The following is an 18,791-nucleotide window of genomic DNA, read 5'->3' as shown; positions in this document are numbered from 1 at the left end:
GAGCCCGAGGTCAAACTGTCGATGAAGGGGCCGGGAAGCCTGGGCCCCCCGGCAATTCTCAAATCTATTCGGCCGCGACGCCCATGCGCATGCGTTCCATCTCGATCAGCGCGCGGCGGTATTCGACCGGCATGATCTTGCGGAATTTCGGCCGGAAAATAGCCCAGTCGTCGAGTATCTCGCGGCCGCGCACCGAACCCGTATAGTGCACGTGGTTCGAGATCAGCTGGTAAAGCCGTTCTTCGTCATGACTGGTCATGTCGCCGGACACGTCGACGCGGCCCTTGTGGTCGAGGTCGCCGCCATGGTGCAGCAGCCTTTCCATCAGATCGTCTTCTTCCGGCACCGGCTCGAGCTCGACCATGGCCATGTTGCAGCGCTCGGCGAAATCACCTGCCTCGTCCAGCACATAGGCGACACCGCCCGACATGCCGGCGGCAAAGTTGCGGCCGGTTTTGCCGATGACGACGACGACGCCGCCGGTCATGTATTCGCAGCCATGGTCGCCGACGCCCTCGACGACCGCGGCGACGCCCGAATTGCGCACCGCGAAGCGCTCGCCAGCGACGCCGGCGAAATAGGCCTCGCCCTCGGTCGCGCCATAGAGCACCGTATTGCCGACGATGATGGAGTCGGCCGCGACGATCCTTGCCTCTTCCGGTGGCCGGATGACGATGCGCCCGCCCGACAGGCCCTTGCCGACATAGTCATTGGCGGCGCCGACGAGCTCGAACGAGATGCCACGTGCCAGGAAGGCGGCGAAGGACTGGCCGGCCGTGCCGGTGAGTTTTACCTGGATCGTGTCCTCGCGCAGGCCCTTGTGCTTGAAGCGCTTGGCGACCTCGCCCGACAGCATGGCGCCCGTCGAACGGTCGACATTGCGGATGTCGACCTCGATCTTGACCGGTTGCTTGGCCTCCAGCGCGGGTTTGGCCAGTTCGATCAGCTTGCGGTCGAGCACATCGTCGATCGGATGCTTCTGCCGCTCGGTCCAGTGCACCGCTTCATGCGGCGCATCGGGCTTGTAGAACATCTTCGAGAAATCGAGCCCGCGCGCCTTCCAGTGCTGGATCACGTCACGCTTTTCCAGAAGGTCGGCGTCACCGATGATCTGGTCGATATGGGTGAAGCCCATTTCGGCGAGCAGCGCCCGCACCTCTTCCGCCACGTAGAAGAAGAAGTTGATGACGTGCTCGGGCGTACCCTTGAAGCGCTTGCGCAGCACCGGATCCTGCGTCGCGACGCCGACCGGGCAGGTGTTGAGATGGCATTTGCGCATCATGATGCAGCCGGCCGCGATCAAAGGCGCGGTCGAGAAGCCGAACTCGTCGGCGCCGAGCAGCGCGCCGATGATGACGTCGCGCCCGGTGCGCAGGCCGCCGTCGACCTGCAGCGCCACGCGCGAGCGCAGGCCGTTCAGCACCAGCGTCTGGTGCGTTTCGGCAAGACCCATTTCCCACGGGCTGCCGGCATGCTTGAGCGAGGTCAGCGGCGACGCACCGGTGCCGCCATCATAGCCAGAGATGGTGATGTGGTCGGCGCGCGCCTTTGCAACGCCGGCCGCGACCGTGCCTACACCAACCTCCGACACCAGCTTGACCGAGACGTCGGCCGCCGGATTGACGTTCTTCAGATCGTAGATCAGCTGCGCCAGATCCTCGATTGAATAGATGTCGTGGTGCGGCGGCGGCGAGATCAGGCCGACGCCCGGCGTCGAATGCCGAACCTTGGCGATGGTTGCGTCGACCTTATGGCCGGGCAACTGGCCGCCCTCGCCGGGCTTGGCGCCCTGCGCCACCTTGATCTGCATCATGTCGGAGTTGACGAGATATTCCGCCGTCACGCCGAAACGCCCCGACGCGACCTGCTTGATCGCCGAACGTTCGGGGTTCTTGCCGCCACCTGGCAGCGGCAGATAGCGATCGGCCTCTTCGCCACCCTCGCCGGTGTTCGACTTGCCGCCGATCTGGTTCATGGCACGCGCCAGCGTGGTGTGCGCTTCCCTGGAAATCGAGCCGAACGACATCGCCCCGGTCGAGAAGCGCTTGACGATGTCGGCCGCCGGCATGACATCGTCGAGGGCGACCTTCGTGCGGCCGGTCTCATCCGCCAGCTTGATCTTGAACAAGCCGCGTATGGTCTGGGCGCGGGCCGTCTCGCTGTCGATCTGCGCCGAATAGTCCTTGAACGTCTCCCACGATCCCTGGCGCACGGCGTGCTGCAAGGTGGCGACCGCGTCGGGCGACCACATATGCGCCTCGCCGCGCATGCGGAACAGGTATTCGCCACCGACCTCGAGGCTGTTGCGCAGCACCGGATCGCTGCCGAAACCGTCCGTGTGACGGCTGACGGTTTCACCTGCGACCTCATCCAGTCCGACGCCTTCGATCAGTGTCGCGGTACCGGTGAAGTATTGCTGCACGAAATCGGTCTTCAGCCCGATGGCATCGAAGATCTGCGCGCCGCAATAGGACTGATAGGTCGAGATGCCCATTTTGGACATCACCTTGAGGATGCCCTTGCCGATCGACTTGATGTAGCGCGACACCACTTCGTAGGCGTCGACCTCCTCGGGCAGTTCGCCGCGCTTGTGCATGTCGAGCAACGTGTCGAAGGCGAGATAGGGATTGATCGCTTCCGCGCCGTAGCCTGCAAGGCAGCAGAAATGATGCACCTCGCGCGGCTCGCCCGATTCGACGACCAGGCCGACCGCGGTGCGCAGCCCCTTGCGGATCAGATGGTGGTGCACGGCGGCGGTCGCCAGCAACGCCGGAATGGCGATGCGGTCCGGTCCGAGCTGGCGATCGGACAGGATGATGATGTTGTAGCCGCCGGCGACTGCCGCCTCCGCCCGCTCGCACAGCCGGTCGATGGCCCCCTGCATGCCGGCAGCACCCTCGCTCGACCCATAGGTGATGTCGATCGTCTTGGTGTCGAAACGGTCCTCGGTGTGGCCAATCGAGCGGATCTTCTCGAGATCGCCATTGGTCAGGATCGGCTGGCGCACTTCGAGCCGCTTGCGGCGCGAATTGCCGACCAGGTCGAAGATGTTCGGCCGCGGTCCGATGAACGACACCAGGCTCATCACCAGTTCCTCGCGGATCGGGTCGATCGGCGGGTTGGTGACCTGGGCAAAATTCTGCTTGAAGTAGGTGTAGAGCAGCTTCGACTTGTCCGACATCGCCGAGATCGGCGTGTCGGTGCCCATCGAGCCCACGGCTTCCTGGCCGGTGGTCGCCATCGGCGACATCAATAGCTTGGTGTCTTCCTGGGTGTAGCCGAACGCCTGCTGGCGATCGAGCAGGCTGACATCCTTGCGCAGCGCGCGCGGCTCGACCGGCTTTAAATCTTCCAGGATGAGCTGCGTATTGGCAAGCCAGGTCTTGTAGGGGTGTTTGGTCGCGATCTCCGACTTGATTTCCTCGTCGGGGACGATGCGGCCCTTGGCAAGGTCGATCAGAAGCATGCGGCCGGGCTGCAGCCGCCACTTCTGGACGATCTTCTCTTCCGGCACCGGCAGCACGCCGGCCTCGGAAGCCATGATGACGCGGTCGTCATCGGTGACGATATAGCGTGCCGGGCGCAAGCCGTTGCGGTCCAGCGTGGCGCCGATCTGGCGTCCGTCGGTGAAGGCGACCGCCGCCGGCCCGTCCCAAGGCTCCATCAACGCGGCGTGGTATTCGTAGAAGGCCTTGCGATCGGCATCCATGAGCTTGTTGCCGGCCCAGGCTTCCGGGATCAGCATCATCATGGCGTGGCTGAGGCTGTAGCCGCCCTGGAACAGAAACTCGAGCGCATTGTCGAAGCAGGCAGTATCGGACTGGCCGTCATAGGAGATCGGCCAGAGCTTCGAGATGTTGTTGCCGAACAGTTCGGAATCGACCGACGCCTGGCGCGCCGCCATCCAGTTGTTGTTGCCGCGCACCGTGTTGATCTCGCCATTATGCGCGACCATGCGGTAGGGATGCGCCAGCTTCCACGACGGGAAGGTGTTGGTCGAGAAGCGCTGGTGGACGAGGATCAGCGCGGTCTCAAAACGCGGGTCCTTGAGGTCCTTGTAGTAGGCCCCGACCTGATAAGCCAGGAACATGCCCTTGTAGACGATGGTGCGCGCCGACAGCGACACGCAGTAGGCACCGATGTCCTTGTTGTCGTTCTCGGCGTAGATGCGGCCCGATATGACCTTGCGCAGCAGGTAGAGCCTGGCCTCGTATTCCTCGTCGTCGGTAATGTCGGCCGTGCGGCCGATGAAGACCTGGCGGTGGAACGGCTCGGACGCGACGATGTCAGGCGCCTTCGATAGCGACGAATTGTCGACCGGCACGTCACGGAAACCGAGCAGTGGCAGCCCCTCGGACTGCGCCGATTCGGCGATGATCTCTTCGATATGTGCACGAAGGGCAGCATCCTGCGGCATGAACCAGTGTCCGACGCCGTACTGGCCTACCGGTGGCAGTTCGATACCTTGGGCCGCCATCTCCTCACGGAAGAAAAGATCCGGAAGCTGTACCAGCACGCCGGCGCCATCGCCGACCAGCGGATCGGCGCCGACGGCGCCGCGATGCGTCAGGTTCTCGAGCACGGCAAGCCCGTCCTTGACGATCTGATGCGACTTCACGCCCTTCATGTTGACGATGAAGCCGACGCCGCAGGCGTCATGCTCGTTGCGCGGATCGTAGAGGCCCTGGGCGGTCAAGCCGCCGGCAGACGCGCGATTTTTGGTGGAGGTATTTTTGACGGCGGCCGCTTTCGTCTGCGCGGCCTGGCCGTTCGTCGCAGAGAGCGTCAATTCCGTCATTGTCCTGTCCTCCATTCCAGCCCTCCAGGCGCTGGTTTGCCTCGGCAAGCGCTTGGCTCACCCTGATCCTTGCGGCACGTCTTGCGAAATGCTTTTCGAACCATGCGGCTTTTCGCATGCTTCGCATCTGGTATCGTACAGGCCAGCGTCCGGCCGTCCACCTGTCGCTCGCGGCAACAGCCGGAGAGGCCAATATGTTACGCCAATCCGGCCTGTTTTGTGCGACAAAATAAGACAGCACTACTGTCCTAAATTTTTATGGCAGAATTCCTAAACGCGCACAAGACCGATTCACAAAAAACTTGGAGCTTCCGCGACATAAAATTACACGGAGTTGGAGAAAAACGTAAGCTTAAGTCGCCGACGCTTGCCGCCACGTTGGCTGGCTTCAACGGTTTTCCGGCGCCTGGCCCTTGCGGTCGGCGCGTTAAACCGGTCAACTCCGGCTGATTTCCCCAACACAGGCAGATACATGTTCTTCGCTTCCGACAATTGGGCAGGCGCCCATCCCAATATCGTTGCCGGCCTGTCGGCCGCGGCCGGCGGCTTTGCCACCGCCTATGGTGACAGCGCCCTCGACGAGGCGGTTTATCAGCGCTTCAGTGAAATTTTCGAACGCGAGGTCGCGGTGTTCTTCGTGGCAACCGGCACCGCCGCCAATTCGCTGTCGTTGACCACTTTCAACAAGCCGGGCGGCATTTCCTTCGCTCACCGAGAATCGCATGTCATCGAGGATGAATGTGGCGCGCCGGAGTATTTTTCCGGCGGCTCGCGGCTGCACGCCGTCGACGGCCCCCTGGGCAAGATCGACCCGCCCAATCTGGGCAGGGCGATCGGCCGTTTCGCAAGCGAGGTCGTCCATTGGGGCCGGCCGATGGCCGTCTCGATCACCCAGTCGACCGAGGTCGGCACCGTCTATGGTCTGGACGACATTGACGCGATCTCGGCCATCGCCAAACAGCATTCCGTGCCACTGCACATGGATGGCGCCCGCTTTGCCAATGCGCTGGTCGCGCTCGACACCACCCCGGCCGAAATGACCTGGAAACGCGGGGTCGATGTCCTGTCCTTCGGCGGTACCAAGAACGGTTGCTGGTGCGCGGAGGCGATCGTGCTGTTCGACCTCGACCGTGCCAAGGAATTGGCCTTCCTGCGCAAGCGTGCCGCACAGCTGCTTTCGAAGTCGCGTTTCGTCGCGGCGCAGTTCGAAGCCTATTTCAAGGACGGGCTGTGGCTCGACACCGCCAGGCATGCCAACGCCATGGCCGCGCGCCTGGCGGCGGCGATCGAGGATTCGGCCACGGCAAAGCTCGCTTGGCTGCCGCAGGCTAATGAGGTGTTCGCGGTGATCGAGAAAACCGAAGCAAACAGACTGCAGGCTGCAGGCGCGGCCTTCTATGACTGGCACAGGCCGCATGGTTTTGACGGCCATATCGGCGAGGACGAACTGCTCTATCGCTTCGTCACCAGCTTTGCCACGACGACTGAGGAAGTCGACCGCTTTGGCCAGCTGATCGCCGGATAACAGTCAATCTTCGGACAAAAAAGCGGCGCCTCGCGGCGCCGCCAGACTGCTGACAAACCCCTGGCAATTGCCGGGGGTTTTTGATTCACTGGGTCATGTTGAAGCGACCCGCCCCCGAACAGACCGCGCTCGAGATGGTAACGTTGGATCAGCTTGTTCCTGCTGATCATCTGTTGCGCAAGATCGACCGCGCGATCGACTTTTCCTTCATCCACGATCTGACCGCGCCGCTGTACTGTGCCGACAATGGCCGGCCGCCGCTCGACCCGACCTTGATGTTCAAGGCACTGTTCTTGGGCTACCTGTTCGGGGTTCGCTCGGAACGCCAGTTGGTGCGCGAGATCGAGGTCAACGTCGCCTATCGCTGGTTCTTGCGGCTGAAGCTGACGGACAAGGTGTTCGACGCCTCGACGCTGTCGCAGAACCGGCGCCGGCGGTATCAGGACGAGACCATCGCGCAGGGTATCTTCGATCGGATCGTCGAGCAGGCGATCCGGCATGGGCTTGTCGACGGCACGGTGCTCTACACGGACAGTACGCATCTCAAGGCCAACGCCAACAAGAACCGCTTCGACCTCGCGGTGGTGGCCAAGTCGCGCGCCGACTACTGGGAGGCGCTGGATGCCGCAATCGAGGAAGACCGCGCCCAGCACGGCAAGAAGCCGCTGAAGAACAAGGAGCGCCAGCCTGCCGAGAAGCAGACCAAGGTCTCGCGTACCGATCCCGACAGTGGCTACATGGTACGCGACGGCAAGCCGAAGGGTTTCTTCTATCTCGACCACCGCACGGTGGATGCCGCCCATGCCATCATCACCGACACCTATGCCACGCCGGCCAACCTGCATGACTCGATCGTCTATTTGGGCCGCCTCGACCGGCAGCGCCAACGCTTTGGCTTCCAGGTGGGGGCGGTTGGGCTCGATGCGGGATATGCGACCGCCGGCATCGCCAAGGGTTTGGAGGACCGCGACATCCTCGGCGTCACCGGCTATCGCAATCCAACACCGCCAAAGCCCGGCATGATGAGGAAGACAGCCTTCGCCTATGAGCCGGACCTGGATGGCTATCGCTGCCCGCAAGGCCAGCTTCTCAGCTACGCCACCACCGATCGCAATGGCTACCGCCAATACAGGAGCGACCCGGCCATCTGTCAGGCCTGCCCGCTGCTGGCTTCCTGCACGACCAACGCCGCCGCGACACGCACCATCACCCGTCATGTCTGGCAAGATGCGCGAGAGCGCATCGACGCCAATCGCCTTACCGGCTGGGGCAAGCTTATCTATCGCCGCCGCAAGGAGACCGTCGAGCGCTCCTTCGCGGACGCCAAGCAACTGCATGGCCACCGCTACGCCCGTTTCCGAAGTCACGTTCGCGTCGCCTGCCAGTGCCTGATCGCAGCCGCGGCTCAGAACATCAAGAAAATCGCCCTTTGCCTGTGGCCAAAGTCAAAGCCAGGCCTCGCCTGAGGCCCGCAAACCATTGCGCTGCCTCCTGCAACCTCATGTCAAATCGTCCTGACCGCGAAATCGCAAACACTTTCAGTCGCATAAAACAAAACCCCGCCTAAAATAGACGGGGTTTGTCAGCGATCTGGCGGCGCCTCGCGGCGCCGCTTCCGTCTCGGGAGGAGACTTTAGATTTTATGCGGTCGTCAGGCTGCCGTCTTGGCCTCGATCTGCTTGGCCTTGGCCGGAGCCGAGGTGATCGCGATCTTGCGCGGCTTCAGCTCTTCGGGAATGTTGCGCTTGAGGTCGACGAAGAGCAGGCCGTTCTTCAGCGCGGCGCCGACGACTTCAACATGATCGGCAAGCTGGAAGCGGCGCTCGAAGGCCCTGGAGGCAATGCCGCGATAGAGCAGTTCGGAACCCTCGCCGGTGCCCTCGTCCTTGCGCTCGCCCTTCACGGTCAGCACGTTACGGTGAGCTTCGATCGAGATTTCCTCGTCCGAGAAGCCGGCGACGGCCATCGAAATCCGATAAGAGTCCTCGCCGGTGCGCTCGATGTTATAGGGCGGATAGGTCTGCGCGCCGTCGGGCTGCGCAAGCGAATCCAACATGGTGAAGAGACGGTCGAAGCCGACGGTCGAACGGTAAAGCGGGGAAAAATCAACGTGACGCATGAGGTGTTCTCCTGTTGAGCAACATGGTTTGCGTATGGTCGGTGCGAAACCCGCGAGCGGCGTTTCGGGAGGACCAGCGGCCCCGATTGGCGACCGCAACCCACATCTGGGGAGCGCTCGAAAGCATTTCAAGTTTCGTTTGACGGCAAAAAAGAACGAAGCGGCCAACCTTTGATGAACGGCAGATGAACCAGCGCTTCGGCGCCCGTTCAGACAGCCAGCGCTAAAGTGGCTTTCAAGATCAAGGATTGGCGGCGCCGGATCTGCGAAGGTGCCGCAACGAGGCCGAACCGGGTGTTAACGTCCCTTCCTCCCGGATCGACAGGGGCCGGAAGCGCGCTCAAAGCCGCTTCCGGCCTTACCCGTAGCAGTCCTCCCTGACCCGGATTTGCTTTGCTTTTGATGTGTTGGCGTCTATCACCGTGACGAGGCCAGCCGCGACCGGCTGGCACGCAAGGACGCCGAGTACAAAGCGCCGAATAATGGATCTTTTCCACGACACTCCGCTCTTCCACGAAACCGAGGGCAATCCGCGACCGGAAAACGCCACCGGCGGCTTTTTCACCACGCGCGACGGCAAGAAAATACGTTATGGCCTGTTCGCGGCGATGGCGCGGCCGATGCGGGGCACCGTGGTGCTGCTCGGCGGCCGCAACGAGTGCATTGAGAAATATTTCGAGACCATCCGTGACCTCGCCGCGCGCGGCTTTGGTGTCGCCATCCTAGACTGGCGCGGCCAGGGCGGTTCGGACAGGCTGATCCGCGATCGCCAGCGTGGCTATGTCAGGTCGTTCCGCGACTATACGGCTGACCTCGAGCAGTTCTTCGAAGAGATCGTGCTGCCGGACTGCCGCGGACCGTACTATATCCTCGCCCATTCGGCCGGCGCTGTGATCGCGCTGCTTGCCGCGCCGTCGATGGTGAACCGCGTGCGGCGCATGGTGCTGATCGCGCCGTTCCTGACATTGCCCGACCTGCCGGTCTCGATAGGGACGGTGCGCCGGATCTGTTCGTTTTTCTGCGCCCTTGGGCTCGGCTGGCTCTATGCCGCCTGGGGTCCAAGGCCGAGACACACGCTGCCCTTCGAAGCCAACAAGGTTACATCGGATCCGCAACGCTATCGCCGTAACACGCGCATCTATGAAGAATATCCGCAAATGGCGCTCGGCGGCCCGACGATCCGCTGGCTGCAGGCGGCGGCGAAGGCGTCGGCAGCCATCAGCGACCCCGACTTCATGGCCCGCATTCAGGTGCCTCTGCTGATCATCGCCGCCGGCGCCGACCAGGTCGTCTCGACCAGGGCGGTGGAGGCATATGCGAGAAATCTAAGGCTGGGTTCGCTGTTGATGATCGACGGCGCCAAGCACGAAATCCTGCAGGAAGCCGACCTCTACCGCGAACAATTCCTCGCCGCCTTCGACGCCTTCGTCCCCGGCTCCGATGACCCGACAGCCTGACGGGCCGCGGCTCTTCCGCGAGAGGGCGTAGCTGACACTCCCTTTTTCAGGAAGGAGGCGCTGGCGGCGTTCAGGCAGACCCATGGGCGTACGCCGACGGCATTCCAGCGCTCGAGAAGCCGCCGACCGGAGGCGATGTCAGCCGCGCAGGGCAGCCATGGCGGCGGCATGAAGTTCAGGTGTTGCAGCCGCTAGAACGTCCCCGCCATTCTCCGCCGGCCCGCCGTCGAAAGTGGTGACGACCCCGCCTGCCTTCTCGATGATCGGGATCAGCGCCACGATGTCGTAGGGCTTCAATCCAGGATCGGCGACGATGTCGACGCTCCCCGAGGCGATCATGGCGAAGGCGTAGCAATCGGCGCCATAGCGGGCGAGCTGGATTTGCCGCTCGAACGCGTCATAGCGATTGCGCGCTTCGCCCTTGAACAGCGCCGGCGTTGTGGTGAACAACGTGGCCTCGGCCAGCTTCGTCGTCTTGCGGGTCGTCAGCTTGCGGGGGCCTCCCGGCCCCTCATAGTGGGAACCGGAAGCGTTGGCGTAGAACAGCTCGCCGGTGAAAGGCTGTGCCATCATGCCGACGACCGCGTCACCATCGACCGTCAGCCCGACCAGCGTGCCCCACACCGGCAGGCCGGAGATGAAGGCGCGCGTGCCGTCGATCGGATCGATCACCCAGACATGCCGGCTGGAGATGTTCTCGCTGCCGTGCTCTTCGCCCAGGATGCCGTGGTCGGGATACTCGGCCGATATCAGCGCCCGGATGGCGCGCTCGGCCTCGCGGTCGGCCTCCGTGACCGGATCGAAACTGCCTTTTTCCTTGTTGGCGACCGCGCCCTGGGCGCGGAAGCGCGGCAAGGTCTCCGCCGCCGCCGCTTGCGCGATACGGCGCATGAAATCGATGCTGATGTCCAACTCATTCTCCCGCTTTGCAGCGCGCCCGAGCCGGGCCTGCCGCGACTTCCCCGTCAAGACAAGCTTGTTTATCGATTTATCCGCCGCGACGACTGTTGCCGGAATGTCACTCCAACGTCATCGAAACGCAATTTCCACATCACTCTGAATTAAAAAAGCCTAAACGTCGCTTGACATTTGTGCGCTGCACAATACCCTCAATCTCGGACAGGGTTTCCTGTCCATGCCCTCCTTGGGCGTTTCCTCCCTAGACTTCGACCGTATCGTGCAAACGATGCGGTCTTTTTTTCACGCCCGCTCCTGGAGCGGGCCGTCCAAAGAAGCACACAAAAATCTTGGGCAACGGCACGCACGGGACAAGGCGTGGTCTTCACTCCGCGGCCAGCGGCAGATCGATGAAATGATGGTCCGGCATCGCCATCAGGTCGGCTGAAAACCGCGTCAGATCGTCGGCCAGCGCGTCGAAGCCGGCGGCTTTCTCGAATGTCCGCTCATTCATGTAGAGCCCGCGATTGACCTCGATCTGCAGCGCATGCAAATGACGCGCCGGACGGCCGTAATGCTCGGTGATGAACCCGCCGGCATAAGGCTTGTTGTGGGCAACCGTATAGCCCATCGCGGTCAACAGGCCGATCGCGGTTTCGGTCAGGGCCGCGGTGGCCGAGATGCCGAAACGGTCGCCGATGATGAAATCCGGCCGCAGCCCGCTGTCGCCGACACGGATACTCGCTGGCATAGAATGGCAATCGATCAGCACGGCAAAGCCGAACCGGGCGTGGGTCCTGGTCAAAAGCCGCTTCAGCGTTTCGTGGTAGGGCTTGTAGACGGCCTCGATGCGGGCAATCGCCTCGGCGAGCGGCAAGCGGCCCGAATAGATGTCGAGCCCCTCGCCCACCAGCTTCGGCACGGTGCCGAGCCCGCCGGCCACGCGCGCGGAGCGGATGTTGCAGAAGGACGGCACCGGCTCGGCGAACATGCGCGGGTCGAGTTCCCAGGGCTCGCGGTTGACGTCGAGATAGGCGCGCGGGAAATTCGCCGCCAGCAGCGGCGCGCCGAGCGCCACGGCGCCGCCGAACAACTCGTCGACATAGCAATCCTCCGAGCGGCGGATGGCATTGCGATCGAGCCTTGCCATGGCAAGGAAGCGTTCGGGATAGTAGCGGCCGCTATGCGGCGAGTTGAAAAGGAAGGGGACGCGCTGCTCGGCGCCCGACCGGATTTCGAAGGGTGGAAAGACCGAAAAATCCTCGGCTGCCGTCTTCAATTTGAACGAACCCGAAAACACCAGTGCATCATGGCATGAAACTGCCACCTTGCTGGCCGCATGTCCAGCATTTCGGCGGTCGTGCCGCTGGGCAAATGTGGGTCAGGCGCGTCCGCGTTCACTTGATGTTTACTCTCACCTCCTCATATACAGGATGGTTAACGGGCCTGCCCGACGGCAGTCTCCGGCGGGTGATTCGGACGGGATAACATGGCACGCATTCTTCTGGCGGAAGACGACGACGATATGCGTCGGTTCCTCGTCAAGGCGCTGGAGCGCGCCGGCTATCAGGTCAGCGATTTCGACAACGGCGCCAGCGCCTATGAGCGGCTGCGTGAGGAACCGTTCTCGCTGCTTCTGACCGACATCGTCATGCCGGAGATGGACGGCATCGAACTGGCGCGTCGCGCCACCGAGATCGATCCCGATCTCAAGGTCATGTTCATCACCGGTTTTGCCGCCGTCGCGCTGAACCCGGATTCCAAGGCGCCGAAAGACGCCAAGGTGCTGTCCAAGCCCTTCCACCTGCGCGATCTGGTCAACGAGGTCGAGAAGATGCTGCAGGCGGCTTGAACCGCCTTTCGCAAGCCGCCGGCGTCGGTCCACAGCCGCGGCGGGACGACGTGTTTTTCCTCTTTTCCTGCTATTGACGCGCCTGACCAAAAATGGTGTATGCGCGGCTTCGGATGGGCGTGTAGCTCAGCGGGAGAGCACTGCATTGACATTGCAGGGGTCACAGGTTCAATCCCTGTCACGCCCACCATCCAACCCAGATATTCGGACCTTGCATCAATACGCGAGCGTCTTGGCGCTCACCGGAATGGACGACGGGTGATCCGATCGCGAAACGCGTTTTAGGCCCCCGCGACAGCACACAGGCTTTTCATCCGCGAAATGGCAAGGTCGGGGTCGGCCAGCAATCCTGCCTGGTCGGCGAGGCGAAAGACTTCGGCATAATGGCGGATGCCGCGCGCCGACTGCATGCCGCCGACCATCGAGAAATGGTCCTGGTGGCCGTTGAGCCAGGCCATGAAGACAATGCCGGCCTTGTAATATTCAGTCGGCGCCTCGAAGATTTTTCGTGACAGCGGCACGGTCGGCGCCATCAGCGCGTCGTAGCCGGCACGATCGCCGGCAGCCAGCTTCGCCAGCGCGGCATTGGCGGCCGGTGCGATCGCGTCGAAAATGCCGAGCAGCGCATGCGAGTGCCGCTTGCCGTCTCCGGCGATCAGCTCGGGATAATTGAAGTCGTCGCCGGTGAACATCATGACGCCGTCCGGCAGCCGGTTCCTGAGCGCCACTTCCTTGCCGGCGTCGAGCAGCGATATCTTGATGCCTTCGACCTTGCCAGCGTTGCGCTCCATGATGGCGATCACCGTATCGAGCGCGGTCTCGAAATCGTCACTGCCCCAATAGCCTTTCAAGGTCGGATCGAACATGTCGCCCAGCCAGTGCAGGATGACCTTGCCGGAGGCCTGGCCCAATATGCGGTCGTAAACCAGGGCGTAATCGTCCGGCCCCTTCGCCACGGCCGCCAGCGCGCGGCTGGCCATCATGATCGCCTTGCCGCCCTGGCCTTCGATGAAAGCGAACTGCTCCTCATAGGCGGCGACCACGTCGTCGACCGTCCGGGCCTTCGACGGCGCCAGATGGTCGGTGCCCGCACCCGAGGCGAGATCGGCGCCAGCGGCGGTCCGCGCCTCCGCGATTGAACGGCGGATCAATTCCTGCGCATTCGTCCAATCGAAACCCATGCCGCGCTGCGACGTGTCCATTGCCTCGGCGATGCGGAAGCCGAGCCGCCATAGATGATGACGAAACGCCATCGTCCTGTCCCAATCGATAACGGGCCGCGACCATGGATCTGTCATTCCCAGCGGATCGGCGACGACATGCGCGGCGGCATAGGCGATGCGCGAAAACCGCGCGCCGGTCACCGGCTGGACCGGCTGTCCGACAAGCGCGTAGGGTGTGCTGCGGCCACCCTCGCCAGGCAAGGCAATGTCCATGGATCTCTCCCTTTCGTGTCTCCTAAATGGAACGTTCCAATAAATCAAGAACCTTTAAGGTTTGAGATGGACGGCCAGCGATGCTGCGTTGCAACACAACGACCCCTTGGGTAGCATATCGTTTGCCCGCATATGACCTGCTGCTCTTGCTAGAGAAAAATCCTGATTGACTCATCCTCGGAGCAAGGATTAGAACGTTCCAATAAATTCGATTGAAAAAACCGGGGAGGATATCTGGATGGCCAGCCGGCCGAAGGCGACGATCTTCGACATCGCCCGCGAAGCAGGCGTGTCCAAATCGACGGTGTCGCTCGTGCTCCAGGGCAGCGGCCTGATCCGCCCCGAAACCGCGGTCAAGGTGCGCAAGGCGATCGAGGATGTCGGCTATGTCTATAACCGCGGCGCCGCCAATCTGCGCAAGGCCCACTCCAACGTCATCGGCATGGTCATCAACGACCTCACCAATCCGTTCTTCGCCGAGATGGCGGTCGGCATGGAGCGGGTCTTCCAGTCGGCCGGCATCGTGCCCTTCATCGCCAACACTGCCGAAAATCCGGTGCGCCAGGAAGAAGTGCTGAAGTCTCTGATGGAACAGGGCGTCGCCGGGCTCATCGTTTCCCCGGCGCGCGGCACGACGCCAGGGGCGTTCCGGCGGCTGGAAATAGCCGGTCTGCCGATTGCCTTCGCCATGCGCCGGCTGCCTGAAAGCCGCATTCCGGTGATTGCTCCCGACAATCATCGGGGCGCGTATCTCGCGACCTCGCATCTCGTCGGCAAGGGGCATCGCCGCCTGGCCTTCTTCGGCGGTTCGTCCGACCTCGTCGTTTATCATGAGCGCCTGGGCGGCTTTCGCGAGGCCTGCGAGACGCTCGGCATCGACGCCCGCGACGCGCTTATCATCGAGGGCGAGACCAATCGCAAGGGCGGCATGGCGTGTCTGGAAACGTCGCTGGCAATGGCCGAGCCGCCAACCGCGGCCCTGTGCTTCAACGATGCCGTTGCCTTTGGCGTCATGCTGGCGCTGCGCAAGCGCGGACTTGAGCCGGGCGCGGATTTCGCTGTCGTCGGCTTCGACGATGTGGTCGAGGCCGAACATTATATGCCGCCGCTGACCAGCGTAGCGGTGGACTCCGCCGGTCTCGGCGAACGCGCGGCCCACGTCATGATCAAGATGATCCAGTCGCGCACCACGCGGGCCGAGGATCATGTCGGCGCCGTCAATCTCGTGGTCAGGGAAAGCTGCGGCCCGGATCGCCGCACGCGAAAAAGGCCCGTGGCGGCGGGAACCGCGACATGAGCGTCAACGGGAACCGCGACATGAGCGTCAAATGGGGGCTGATCGGCGCCAGCACGATCGCCCGGCAATTCATGATCGATGCCATTCGCGCTCAACCCGATGGCGAGATCGCGGCTGTCATGAGCTCCAGCGCGGAACGCGCCACGGCCTATGCAAGGGAAAATGGCATTCCAGCCGCCGTGTCGAATCTCGACGCCTTGCTCGGATCGGACATCGACGCCGTCTACATCTCCACCACCAATGAACTGCATTTCGAACAGGCGCTGGCCGCCGCCAAGGCGGGAAAGCATGTGCTGTGCGAGAAGCCGCTGGCGCTGACCAGCGATGACGCGCGCAAGATGGTCGCTTCGGCCAAGGAGGCTGGCATCGTGCTCGGTACCAATCATCATCTGCGCAATGCCGGCGCGCACCGTGCCATGCGCGACGCCGTTGCCGCGGGCCGCATCGGCAACCCCATTGCCGCGCGTGTCTTCCATTCCGTCTACCTGCCCGAAAACCTGCAGGGCTGGCGCATCGCCAGGCCCGAGGCGGGCGGCGGGGTGGTGCTCGACATCACCGTGCACGATGCAGACACGCTGCGCTTCGTGCTTGGCGACGATCCGGTCGAGGTTTCCGCTTTCACGCAATCCGCCGGCATGGCCGGGAGCGGGCTGGAAGATGGCGCCATGTGCGTCTGGCGCTTCAAATCGGGCCTTATCGCGCAATCGCATGAGGGGTTCACCACCAGGTTTGCCGACACCGGCTTCGAGGTGCACGGCTCGCAGGGCTCGCTCATCGCCCGCGATGTGATGACGCAGAAGCCGGCCGGCTCGGTCCTCCTGCGCACCGCCAGCGGCGAAGAACAGTTGAGCTTCGACCGCGAGGATCTATACGCCAGGTCGCTACGCGGGTTCCATGCCGCGGTCCGTGGCGAGGGCCAGCCTTCCGCCACCGGCGAGGACGGCATCTGGTCGCTCGCCGCGGCCGAGGCGGCATTGCAATCGGCGGCTTCCGGCAGGACCGTCAAGATCGACCCGAAACTCGGGAGCATGAATTGAGCAAGGTCGTCTCATCGGCGCAGGCCGCCAGCCTGATCAAGGACGGCATGGTCGTCTCGGTGTCCTCGTCGAGCGGCCTCGGCTGTCCAGACGCCGTGCTCGCCGCGATCGGCGAACGCTTCGATGGCGAGGGCCATCCGAAGGATATCACCACGCTGCACCCGATCGCCGCCGGCGACATGTATGGCATCAAGGGCATCGATCATCTGGCGAAGCCCGGCCTCTTGAAGCGTACGCTGTGCGGCTCCTATCCGTCAGGTCCCTCCTCCGCCGAGCCGCCGCAAATCTGGAAGATGATCGGCGACAATGCGGTTGCCGCCTATAACGTGCCGTCCGGCATCCTGTTCGACATGCACCGAGAGGCCGCCGCCAAGCGACCGGGCGTGCTGACCAAGGTCGGCCTCGACACTTTCGCCGACCCGCGCCACCAGGGCTGCGCCATGAACGCCGCCGCCGCCGAGCCGATCGTGTCGGTGCAGCAATTCGACGGCGAAGAATGGCTCTACTTCCGCGCCATCGTGCCGCAGGTCTCGATCATCCGTGCCACCACGGCTGACGAGCGCGGCAACCTTACCTACGAGCATGAGGGGGCCTATCTCGGCGGGCTGGAGCAGGCGCTCGCCGCCCGCAACAATGGCGGCATCGTCATCGCGCAGGTCAAACGCGTCGTCGAGAACGGCACGTTGAAGCCGCATGATGTGCGCGTGCCGGGCGTGCTGGTCGACCATATCGTCATTGCGCCGGATCAGTTGCAGACGACGCTGACGCCCTACGATCCCGCAATCTCCGGCGAGATCTTCCGGCCGCTGTCGAGCTTCCGCAATGCCGAGATGAATGTCCAAAAGGTGATCGCGCGCCGGGTCGCCATGGAGCTTCGCGACGGCATGGCCGTCAACATCGGCTTCGGCATTTCGGCCAACGTGCCGCGTATTCTTCTGGAAGAAGGCCAGCACGGCAAGGTCACCTGGCTGATCGAACAGGGCGCGGTCGGCGGCGTGCCGTTGCTCGACTTCAAGTTCGGCTGCGCCTCCAACGCCGAGGCGATCATGCCCTCGCCGCACCAGTTCATCTATTTCCAGGCCGGTGGCTTCGACGCTTCGCTGCTCTCCTTCCTGCAGATCGATCGCCACGGCTCGGTCAACGTGTCCAGGCTTTCGGCGCGGCCGCATGTCACCGCCGGCGCCGGCGGCTTCGTCGACATCACGTCACGGGCGAAGAAGATCGTTTTTTCCGGCTTCTTCAATGCCGGGGCAAAGCTGTCGCTCGCCAATGGCGGCATCCGCATCGACGCGGAAGGCAAGGTCAAGAAAGTCGTCGAGGAGGTCGAGCACATCTCCTTCTCCGGCAAGCGCGCCGTCGCGCAGGGACAGGACATCACCTATGTCACCGAGCGCTGCGTCATGAAGCTGACGCCCGATGGGCTGATGGTGATGGAACTGGCGCCGGGCATCGACCTCGAGCGCGATGTGCTGGCGCAGGCCGAGATCCCGCTCAACGTAGCCAACGACCTCAAGGTGACGCCGGCGGCACTCTACCAGGATCGGCCGATCGGCCTGTCGCTGAATGGCGGCGCCTCGCTCGGAGGCGCGCATGGCTGAGCGCCTCGTCACCTTCGAGCAGGATGGCGCGATCGGCATTGTCACCTTGCGCCGTCCGGAAAAGTTCAATGCGCTCGATATCCCGATGCTGCGCGCGCTGGAAGCGGCGCTGGACGAGGCGGAAAGCGCTCAGCATGTCCGCATCGTCCTCATATGCGGTCAAGGCAAGGGGTTTTGCGCCGGCGGCGATGTCGAGGCCTGGGGGAGCATGAGCGCCGCCGATTTCCAGGTGCAATGGGTGCGCTACGGCCACCGTGTCTTCGACCGGCTGGCGCGGCTGCGGCAACCGACCATCGCCGTTCTGTCCGGTCATGCGCTCGGCGGCGGGCTGGAACTGGCTGTGGCTTGTGATTTCCGCGTCGCGGAAACGCAGGTGAAGCTCGGCTTCCCCGAGACCTCGATCGGCGTTGTCCCCGGCTGGTCCGGCACGCAGCGCGCGGTGCGTCGCTTCGGCGCCCAGACGGTGCGTCGCATGGCTGTCGGTGGCGAGATTTTTCTGGCGCCGGAAGCGCTTGCGCTAGGCGTCGTCGACCGCGTCGTCGAAACCGGCAAGGCCTCGGATGAAGCCAGGATCTGGGCTGAAAAAATCGCCGAACGCGGACCGCTGGCCACCGAAGCCGCCAAGCTGATGATTGCGGTGGCGGAGGGCGAGGAAAGCGCCGCTGCGACAGAAGCCTTGGCCAGCGGCTTCATGGCGCTCACCGGTGATCTCAAGGCCGGCGTCGGCTCCTTCAAGACCAAGCAGAAGCCCGTGTTTTCGCGTTCGTAGGACAGA

At 63.3% G+C, this 18,791-nt stretch carries 13 protein-coding genes and 1 tRNA gene; 9 read left to right on the top strand and 5 right to left on the bottom strand.

Annotation, left to right across the window (positions count from 1 at the left end):
• Positions 1–64: 64 nt before the first annotated feature.
• The gene (gene gltB, locus LB555_RS19710) at positions 65–4,798 is read right to left on the bottom strand and encodes a glutamate synthase large subunit (protein ID WP_224683543.1); all 4,734 of its coding nucleotides are present in this window, start codon (positions 4,796–4,798) and stop codon (positions 65–67) included.
• A gap of 472 nt (positions 4,799–5,270) precedes the next feature.
• Between gltB and LB555_RS19705 the strand changes: the two genes are divergently transcribed.
• A complete protein-coding gene (locus tag LB555_RS19705; protein WP_224683542.1) occupies positions 5,271–6,323 on the top strand; it encodes a threonine aldolase family protein in 1,053 nt (350 codons plus the stop codon).
• A gap of 95 nt (positions 6,324–6,418) precedes the next feature.
• Positions 6,419–7,789 (top strand): IS1182 family transposase, encoded by a 1,371-nt coding sequence (locus LB555_RS19700; protein ID WP_224683541.1) that lies wholly within the window; start codon positions 6,419–6,421, stop codon positions 7,787–7,789.
• Positions 7,790–7,974: 185 nt separating this feature from the next.
• On the opposite strand, the gene LB555_RS19695 is transcribed toward LB555_RS19700, so the two are convergent.
• Positions 7,975–8,442: an Hsp20 family protein gene (locus tag LB555_RS19695; protein ID WP_013893124.1), complete on the bottom strand. Its 468-nt coding sequence runs from the start codon at positions 8,440–8,442 to the stop codon at positions 7,975–7,977.
• A gap of 482 nt (positions 8,443–8,924) precedes the next feature.
• Between LB555_RS19695 and LB555_RS19690 the strand changes: the two genes are divergently transcribed.
• Positions 8,925–9,899 carry an alpha/beta hydrolase gene (locus tag LB555_RS19690; RefSeq protein ID WP_263489198.1) on the top strand — a complete coding sequence of 325 codons (975 nt, stop codon included), beginning with the start codon at positions 8,925–8,927 and terminating at the stop codon, positions 9,897–9,899.
• Positions 9,900–10,037: 138 nt separating this feature from the next.
• Here LB555_RS19690 and hisN read toward each other — a convergent pair whose 3' ends face one another.
• Positions 10,038–10,811 carry a histidinol-phosphatase gene (gene hisN / locus LB555_RS19685; protein ID WP_224683540.1) on the bottom strand — a complete coding sequence of 258 codons (774 nt, stop codon included), beginning with the start codon at positions 10,809–10,811 and terminating at the stop codon, positions 10,038–10,040.
• Between the two features lie 370 nt (positions 10,812–11,181).
• Entirely contained in the window at positions 11,182–12,123 is a 942-nt protein-coding gene (locus LB555_RS19680; RefSeq protein WP_224683539.1) for an N-formylglutamate amidohydrolase, read from the bottom strand.
• Positions 12,124–12,285: 162 nt separating this feature from the next.
• Between LB555_RS19680 and cpdR the strand changes: the two genes are divergently transcribed.
• Together cpdR and LB555_RS19670 are read left to right on the top strand one after the other, a co-directional pair.
• Positions 12,286–12,648 carry a cell cycle two-component system response regulator CpdR gene (cpdR, locus tag LB555_RS19675; protein ID WP_006199474.1) on the top strand — a complete coding sequence of 121 codons (363 nt, stop codon included), beginning with the start codon at positions 12,286–12,288 and terminating at the stop codon, positions 12,646–12,648.
• Positions 12,649–12,763: 115 nt separating this feature from the next.
• A tRNA-Val gene (locus LB555_RS19670) sits at positions 12,764–12,838 on the top strand.
• Between the two features lie 91 nt (positions 12,839–12,929).
• Here LB555_RS19670 and LB555_RS19665 read toward each other — a convergent pair.
• Positions 12,930–14,084: a dihydrodipicolinate synthase family protein gene (locus LB555_RS19665; protein ID WP_224683538.1), complete on the bottom strand. Its 1,155-nt coding sequence runs from the start codon at positions 14,082–14,084 to the stop codon at positions 12,930–12,932.
• 238 nt (positions 14,085–14,322) lie between these two features.
• Between LB555_RS19665 and LB555_RS19660 the strand changes: the two genes are divergently transcribed.
• The 4 genes from LB555_RS19660 to LB555_RS19645 are packed head-to-tail and all read left to right on the top strand — an operon-like array spanning position 14,323 to position 18,785.
• Positions 14,323–15,381, top strand: coding sequence for a LacI family DNA-binding transcriptional regulator (locus LB555_RS19660; RefSeq protein WP_140875197.1), 1,059 nt, complete (start codon positions 14,323–14,325; stop codon positions 15,379–15,381).
• 20 nt (positions 15,382–15,401) lie between these two features.
• On the top strand, positions 15,402–16,418 hold the full coding sequence (locus LB555_RS19655; RefSeq protein WP_015315828.1) for a Gfo/Idh/MocA family protein: 1,017 nt from the start codon (positions 15,402–15,404) through the stop codon (positions 16,416–16,418).
• Entirely contained in the window at positions 16,415–18,016 is a 1,602-nt protein-coding gene (locus tag LB555_RS19650; protein ID WP_140619356.1) for an acyl CoA:acetate/3-ketoacid CoA transferase, read from the top strand. The genes LB555_RS19655 and LB555_RS19650 overlap by 4 nt, the downstream gene beginning before the upstream one ends.
• Positions 18,009–18,785 (top strand): enoyl-CoA hydratase/isomerase family protein, encoded by a 777-nt coding sequence (locus LB555_RS19645; RefSeq protein WP_224683537.1) that lies wholly within the window; start codon positions 18,009–18,011, stop codon positions 18,783–18,785. The genes LB555_RS19650 and LB555_RS19645 overlap by 8 nt, the downstream gene beginning before the upstream one ends.
• Positions 18,786–18,791 lie beyond the last annotated feature (6 nt).

Origin of the sequence: Mesorhizobium sp. BR-1-1-10 (genome assembly GCF_020165595.1) — a bacterium.
Taxonomy (GTDB): domain Bacteria; phylum Pseudomonadota; class Alphaproteobacteria; order Rhizobiales; family Rhizobiaceae; genus Mesorhizobium; species Mesorhizobium australicum.
Note: the sequence above shows the minus strand (reverse complement) of the source record. Positions and strands in the feature narration are given on the sequence as shown.

What these genes read in the sequence shown, in the direction of transcription:
- gltB (WP_224683543.1), bottom strand. Translation starts at nt 4,798, where the DNA reads ATGACGGAATTGACGCTCTCTGCGACGAACGGCCAGGCCGCGCAGACG.
- LB555_RS19705 (WP_224683542.1), top strand. Translation starts at nt 5,271, where the DNA reads ATGTTCTTCGCTTCCGACAATTGGGCAGGCGCCCATCCCAATATCGTT.
- LB555_RS19700 (WP_224683541.1), top strand. Translation starts at nt 6,419, where the DNA reads ATGTTGAAGCGACCCGCCCCCGAACAGACCGCGCTCGAGATGGTAACG.
- LB555_RS19695 (WP_013893124.1), bottom strand. Translation starts at nt 8,442, where the DNA reads ATGCGTCACGTTGATTTTTCCCCGCTTTACCGTTCGACCGTCGGCTTC.
- LB555_RS19690 (WP_263489198.1), top strand. Translation starts at nt 8,925, where the DNA reads ATGGATCTTTTCCACGACACTCCGCTCTTCCACGAAACCGAGGGCAAT.
- cpdR (WP_006199474.1), top strand. Translation starts at nt 12,286, where the DNA reads ATGGCACGCATTCTTCTGGCGGAAGACGACGACGATATGCGTCGGTTC.
- LB555_RS19665 (WP_224683538.1), bottom strand. Translation starts at nt 14,084, where the DNA reads ATGGACATTGCCTTGCCTGGCGAGGGTGGCCGCAGCACACCCTACGCG.
- LB555_RS19660 (WP_140875197.1), top strand. Translation starts at nt 14,323, where the DNA reads ATGGCCAGCCGGCCGAAGGCGACGATCTTCGACATCGCCCGCGAAGCA.
- LB555_RS19655 (WP_015315828.1), top strand. Translation starts at nt 15,402, where the DNA reads ATGAGCGTCAAATGGGGGCTGATCGGCGCCAGCACGATCGCCCGGCAA.
- LB555_RS19645 (WP_224683537.1), top strand. Translation starts at nt 18,009, where the DNA reads ATGGCTGAGCGCCTCGTCACCTTCGAGCAGGATGGCGCGATCGGCATT.